Annotated in this window: 6 protein-coding genes; 3 read left to right on the forward strand and 3 right to left on the reverse strand. The window is 58.0% G+C overall.

Annotated elements, in window-relative coordinates; translation table 11 throughout:
• Window positions 1–1,446 carry a glycosyltransferase family 39 protein gene (locus A3730_RS09270; protein WP_063537971.1) on the forward strand — a complete coding sequence of 482 codons (1,446 nt, stop codon included), beginning with the start codon at window positions 1–3 and terminating at the stop codon, window positions 1,444–1,446.
• Between the two features lie 3 nt (window positions 1,447–1,449).
• Here A3730_RS09270 and lpxL read toward each other — a convergent pair whose 3' ends face one another.
• Window positions 1,450–2,364 carry an LpxL/LpxP family Kdo(2)-lipid IV(A) lauroyl/palmitoleoyl acyltransferase gene (lpxL, locus tag A3730_RS09275; RefSeq protein ID WP_063518752.1) on the reverse strand — a complete coding sequence of 305 codons (915 nt, stop codon included), beginning with the start codon at window positions 2,362–2,364 and terminating at the stop codon, window positions 1,450–1,452.
• Window positions 2,365–2,371: 7 nt separating this feature from the next.
• Window positions 2,372–3,538, reverse strand: coding sequence for a hypothetical protein (locus tag A3730_RS09280; RefSeq protein WP_063518753.1), 1,167 nt, complete (start codon window positions 3,536–3,538; stop codon window positions 2,372–2,374).
• A 188-nt stretch (window positions 3,539–3,726) separates the two neighbouring features.
• Here A3730_RS09280 and hldE point away from each other — a divergent pair, with 188 nt between their 5' ends.
• On the forward strand, window positions 3,727–5,154 hold the full coding sequence (hldE, locus tag A3730_RS09285; protein ID WP_063518754.1) for a bifunctional D-glycero-beta-D-manno-heptose-7-phosphate kinase/D-glycero-beta-D-manno-heptose 1-phosphate adenylyltransferase HldE: 1,428 nt from the start codon (window positions 3,727–3,729) through the stop codon (window positions 5,152–5,154).
• 42 nt (window positions 5,155–5,196) lie between these two features.
• Here the strand turns inward: hldE and A3730_RS09290 are convergent, their stop codons facing one another.
• Window positions 5,197–6,216: an AraC family transcriptional regulator gene (locus A3730_RS09290; RefSeq protein WP_063518755.1), complete on the reverse strand. Its 1,020-nt coding sequence runs from the start codon at window positions 6,214–6,216 to the stop codon at window positions 5,197–5,199.
• 106 nt (window positions 6,217–6,322) lie between these two features.
• Between A3730_RS09290 and A3730_RS09295 the strand changes: the two genes are divergently transcribed.
• The coding region (locus tag A3730_RS09295) for an NAD(P)-binding protein (RefSeq protein ID WP_156501109.1) at window positions 6,323–6,614 on the forward strand (292 nt) is incomplete at its 3' end.

Raw genomic sequence — 6,614 nt, forward strand, 5'->3', positions numbered from 1 at the left:
ATGATAAAAACACGCTTATGGTCAGTGGAAAACCCGAAGTCCCTTGCCATGCTGGCAGTGATAGGGAGTCTGGCCGTTTCCTTGCTGGCATTTATGACAGACCCGGTTCTGAACCGGGATGGGATGCTCTACATCGACCTGGCGACACAAATAGCGGCTGGGGAAATGCAAGGAAGCGTAACCGATACCTTTAACTGGCCGTTCTTTTCCTGGTTTCTGGCGGGTGTCATAAAGGTAAGTCCGTGGTCGGCGCTAACGTCTGCGATGATAGTGACTTCTCTCTTTGCTGCTGGAACTACTGCGCTGATGGTTTTGCTGTTGTCCCGGCTGGCGCAGGCGCCAGGGTGGCTGCTTTTGCTTTTCGTTATTGCATTGCCTGCCTTGAATGAATATCGGGCATCGGTGTTGAGAGACTGGCCAGCCTGGTGTTTTTCGCTGTTGGCGGTTTATGCCTGGTTTCGTTATGAAGATAAGGCCTCGGTGTGGTGGCTGTTGTCCTGTTTTTCTGCCATTGCCCTTGGGGTGCTTTGTCGTCTCGAGGTTGGAGCTGTGGCTGTTGGGCTGGCGTTGGCCGGGTTACTGATGCCGGAAAGAAACTGTAAAAAGCTGGCCGGGTTCTATGTTATGCCCGCAATCGGTGTGCTCGGACTTCTGCTTTTTCTGATTTTTAGTGACAGTGGAGCGGTGGGCAGGGTTCTTCATTATCTGAATGCGCTGAATATCGTTGACCGCTATCAGGAGTTTCAGCACTACGGCGATTTGCTTGCTGGAGCTGTTCTGAACAAGTTTTCTGATGAGTATGGTGGTCAGATTTTGTTCTGGGGGCTGATGACGATTATTCCCAGCAAATTAGTGATGCTGGTGGGGGCTCTGGTGCTGGCCATTTTTCTAAGACCCGTTGATTGGAAGAGTGGGGATCGCACTACCTATTTGGTGTTGTTCTATTTGTGGTTGGCAGTGTTGGTAATCTTTCTGGTGACCAGTTTGTTCTTGTCCTCCCGTTACGTGGTGTTTGCTGCTCTGATGTTTTTACCGTTCCTTTGGGTTCGGTTTTCACAGGCTTACCTTGGCGGAAGTGCCGTTTTCAGGCGGACGAGTGTGGTGGTTTTGGCCTTGTCTGCGTTGGCGACGTCCATCAGCAGTACGGGGCATGAAAAGGCCGCTCTGAGGGACGCGGGGCACTGGTTGGCCGCGCGTTCTGATCGTGTGGTTTACATCAATGATGGGCAGGTGAGTTTTTATGCTGATCAAGGATATTTCAGCTATGACACTGAGCCGTCGTTTCCGGCAACGGTAGCGCCGGGAAGCTTGCTGGCATGGCGCGTAGACCGCGCTGAGCAGGAACAGCTGTTAGCCTCTTTCCATTCCCGTTTCTCTCTGGAAAAAATCTTCGATAGTGACGGCGATGATGTGGTGGTGGTATTGGCCAGACAAAAGACGGATTGATCGTTACTTGTACGGAGATTGTCCGCTTTGCTGATGCTTGAACCGCTTGTGCACCCATAGGTACTGTTCCGGGTACTTGCGCACGTATCCTTCGATGGCGCTATTGATGCGAGCGGTATCCTGTTCATCGTCGCCGCAGGGAAAGTTTTCCAGTGCTGGCCCGAATTCGATTTCGTAGCGTCCGCCGGGTAAGCGATAGTGCGCGCAGGGGATGACTGCTGCCTTGCCCATGCGGGCGATGCGGCTGGTGGCGGTAATGGTGGCGGCGGGGATGCCGAAGAATGGCACATAGACTGCGTGGGCGGTGCCGTAGTCCTGGTCGGGGGCGTACCAGAGAATGTCGCCGTGGCGCAGCAGTTTTATCATCTGGCGAATCTCTTGCCTGTCTACGGTGCTTTTCACGTAATTACAGCGACCTTTATCGATCAGACGATCTATGACCGGGTTGTCGTTGGGGCGATAGACGGCGTGGAAGTCCAACACATAGCCAAGCAGGCGAGACCCTACATCAATGGAATTAAAATGCATGCCGAGCAGCAGGACTCCCTTGCCATCGGCGTGAGCCCGCTCGATATGCTCCATGCCTTTAATGGTCAGCCGTTTGTCCAGGTTGATACGGTGGTTGCTGAAGCTGCCTGCCATTTCCAGAATGGCTTCACCGGTGCTGGTCATGCAACGGCGGGCCAATGTTTCTTGCTCCGCCGGGTCCAATTCAGGGAAACAGAGCCGGATGTTGGTTTGCACAACATGTCGGCGTTTTTTGGCTAGGTGCCAGGCAAGGCGGCCAAGGCCACGCCCTATTGCGAGCAGCAGATTCCAGGGTAGTTGCCCGATCAGCCAGAACAGGCCTGCGCCCAGCCAGCTTGGGTACAGGCGAGGGTCTGAGAGCCGTGAGGGCCGGTTGGTGCGTTTTCCCATGAGGCTCTCAGCGGCTGTTTGGGCGGATGGCGGGGCGCTCGCTAAGGCGGGCCAGCAAGAGCGCCAGCGGTAGCCACAGGCTGAGCCAGCTGGCCTGGAACGGCACCAGCAAATAAGCACCGGCCGCGTAAGTCATGCACAGGCCGGGCACCACGGCAATGGTGTAGGCCGCATTCTCATGCCAGTTGATCTGGCGTTGCAGGAGTCCGGTAAACGGGCTCACCCAGCTGGCAATAAACAGCACCAGGCCGATCAGCCCAAGACCGTGGATCAGCAGCAGAAAGATATTGCGCGGATGGGCAAGCGTCAGCAAATGGCTGTCGTTGTGCCCCAGTACGCCATTCAGCGTTTCGTGGTTCAGTCCGTTACCGATCAGTGGGTGGGCAAAATAGTTGCTCACCGTCACGCTATGGCTGCCCTGTAGCATCAGGTAGAAGGCGGCGGCCAGCGGGATCAGGCTTAGCCAGCGGCGGGAGCTGCGGCTGGTCAGCCAGGCGATAGCAAACAGAATGCACATCAATCCCAGAGGCAAAGACGTCAGGCATAAAAAGCCGAACCCGACCCCCGCGCCAACCAGGCGGCGACCGCCTTTGCCCGATGCGCCTTCTTCCATGCCCTGTGCCAGCAGGATGAAGGTCGGTGCCACCATGGCCATCAGGGCCAGGGAGGGATCCAGGGAGGGCATGCGGAAAATCAGGTTGGCAGGTTCACTGAAGAGGGGGCTGCTGAATGGTTGGGTGGTGTAATAGCTGACCATCACCACCGTGGCCACCACCATGGCGCATAGCGCACCGTTGGCCATGGCTTGCTTGAAGGTGTTACGGAAATAGAGATGTAGCCAGCGGAACAGGCCCACCATGACTACGATCTGCACCACGCCGCGCACCGTCCGCGAGGAGTTGGGTTCCTCCGCCCAGGCCAGGCTGAGCAGGGCCCAGGCGAGTAACAGGTAGAGCGGAACCAGAAAGGGCGAGGTCATTAGCCGGTGGTCACCACTGACCACCGCGCGGGTAAGCAGGGTCAGGCCGGGCAGAAAGAACAACACATCGAGTACGTTGAGCAGGCCGATGCGGGAGTTGAACAGAAAAACACCGCTGAACATCACCGCAAATGACAATGTCAGCCACCAGCGTAACCAGCGACCTTGCATGATGTTGGGGGGCAGTGGCGGCATAGCGTGTCCTGTTGCTCCTAAATTGGCCAAGGGTTGCTGAATGATACCCTGACAGCGTGGCGATGCGTAATGGTTGTGCCCGGTCAGCAGGCAGTGGCGTGCCGGGAGTGTACTGTCAGAACCTTTTTGCCTCCACCGCTATGCTACAATTGCGGGCAATTCGGCTCTGTTGTCTTTTGGAGACATTGATGCAAAACCCGCAAATTCCTTCTTTTGCCCAGGCCCGCGTTCTGGTGGCTGGCGATGTCATGCTTGATCGTTACTGGCACGGCCCCACCGGCCGTATTTCGCCGGAAGCGCCGGTGCCGGTGGTGCGCGTTACCGAGCTGGAAGATCGCCCCGGTGGTGCCGCCAACGTGGCATTGAACATGGCCGCCCTGGGCGCCCGTGCAGAGCTGGTTGGGGTGACGGGCCGCGATGAAGCGGCCTCGATTCTGGAAGAGCGGCTGGCGGCGGCGGAAGTGGGTTGCCATTTTCAGAAAGTGGACGGGTTGCCCACTATTACCAAATTGCGGGTGATTAGTCGTCAGCAACAACTGCTACGGCTGGATTTTGAAGAGGCGTTCCACAGCCAGGATCCGGCGCCTTTTGCCGAGCAGGTTAAGCAGCAGTTAGCCCATTGCGGTGCGCTGGTGTTGTCGGATTATGCCAAAGGCGCCCTGCGTGACTGTCCCGGTCTAATCGCCCTGGCCCGCGAAGCGGGCGTGCCGGTACTGGTGGACCCCAAGGGTACCGACTTTGAGCCCTATCGCGGGGCGACTCTGCTGACGCCGAACCTGAGTGAGTTTGAGGCGGTGGTGGGGGCAGTAAAGGATGAGCAGGACCTGATTGAAAAGGGGCAGCAGCTGATCCGTGATCTGGACCTGCAGGCCATGCTGGTCACCCGCAGCGAGAAGGGCATGACCCTGCTGCGTGATGGCTTGCCAGAGCTGCACCTGCCGGCCCGGGCCCGGGAAGTGTTTGATGTGACCGGCGCCGGGGATACGGTGATTTCCGTGCTGGCAGTGGCGTTGGCGGCGGGTGCCGCCATGGAAGATGCGGTGGCGCTGGCCAACATCGCTGCTGGTATCGTGGTCGGCAAGCTGGGTACTGCTGTGGTGTCTGCGCCGGAACTGCGTCGTGCAGTGCATCAGGAAGGGGGCTTGGGTCGTGGTGTGATGACAGAGGAGCAACTGCTGATTGCCATCGAGGACGCCCGCGCCCAGGGTGAAAAAATTGTTTTCACCAATGGCTGTTTCGACATTATTCATGCCGGCCATGTGGGCTATCTGGATTCCGCCCGCCGTCAAGGTGATCGCCTGGTCTTGGCGGTGAACGGCGATGATTCCATTCGCCGCCTGAAAGGACCGGGTCGCCCCATCAATCCGTTGGAGCGACGAATGGCGGTGCTTGCCGCCCTGGAAGCGGTGGATTGGGTGGTGTCCTTTGATACAGACACCCCGGAGCCTTTATTGGAAGCCATCAAGCCGGATGTGCTGGTCAAGGGTGGTGACTACAGCGTGGAAGAAGTGGTCGGCCACGAGTTTGTGAAGCGCTATGGGGGCGAGGTGAAGGTGCTCGATTTTATCGACGATATTTCGACGACCAAAATCGTGGAAAGAATTCGTCAGGACTGACTCTGCAACGAAGCTGCTGTAGGCGCGCCTCAAGCGGCGCTCCTACTGCTCGGCCCCGGCTTCTTTGCGGTGACGGGCCGGTGTCTTTCCCGTCCACCGCTCAAAGGCCCTGACGAAGGCCGCTGATTCACTGTAGCCGAGCAATTCGGCGATCTGCGCCACGCTGCGGCTGGAGTCGCTCAGGTAGCGTCTGGCCTTGTCTTCCCTGACCTGATCCATGATGCCCTGAAAGGGGCGGGCCTCCTTGCTGAGCTGGCGGCGGAAGGTGCGTTCCGGGATGCCGAAGGCCTGGGCTACCTGTTCGGCGGTGGGGAAAGTACGCACGAACAGGCTCAGGTAGGCGCTAACCCGGTTTGCCAGATGCTCGGTGGGGGCTTCCCGGCGGGCCAGCATGGCCTCGCACTGTTCCCGATACATGTCCTGGGCCATCTTGTTGTAGCCGGGCATGCGTACCGCCATGTCCTCGTTACGGATCACCGCCTTGCAATAGGGCTGGTCGTAGCGCACCGGGCAGCCGAAATAGGCTTCGAATACGCCGGCATGATCGGGACGCGGATAGGGCATCCACACTTCCACCGGCTTGAGGTCCAGATTGAGCTGGGTCTGGATATCGTTGACCAGCTTGAAGGTGCCTACCATGTCGCGGTCGATCAGGGTGCGGCTCACCTCTGGAGGCAGGGGGATCGGGTGCAGTTCTAGGGCTGTGGTGGTTTCACCGGGGGCCAGCGCGATTTCCCCGTACAGGTAGGTCAGTGCCTGGTACTTCACCCCGAACTGGAACCCCTGGAAAGCGGTTTCACTGGTCATCAGCAGCATGGCCAGCTGGCCGTAACCGGCAAAGCCGAAACGGCTGCCCATTTCGAAGCCAAGCAGCGGATCGTCTACCTGTGGCAGCAGTTCAGTGAAGATCAGCAGTTCCCGGTCGCGGCCAATCTCGCTGCTCGGGTCCAGCTTGTTGCGATCCAGCCCATGGCGTGCCAGCACCGGCGCACAGTCGATGCCCTTCTCGTCTTCGAGCAGGTCGATGGTGTAGATGAGGGCGAGGATCGAGCGTTCAGACATGGCCGGAATTATCAATTTTTCAGTCAGGTTAACATGTATTCACTAAGCCTTGGCAAGGTTAGAGTGTTGCCATCGAGGAGCCCGTGAGTATCCCAGGAGAATACCTATGACAAGTCAGGCCAAGATCAATGTGAAAACCCGTCGCGTCAAAGTTGCCATCGTGGGCGGCGGTTTTGGTGGTATGTGCATGGCGATCAAGCTGCGCGAAGCCGGAATCGATGACTTCCTGCTGCTGGAGAAAGGCAATGGCATGGGCGGTACCTGGTACCACAACAGCTACCCAGGCGCCGCCTGTGACGTGCAGTCTCACATGTATTCCTTCTCCTTCGAGGGCAATCCGGACTGGAGCCACCGCTATAGTGGCCAGCAGGAAATCCACAACTACATTGAAGGTGTGA

It is taken from the genome of Alcanivorax sp. HI0044 (assembly GCF_001634945.1).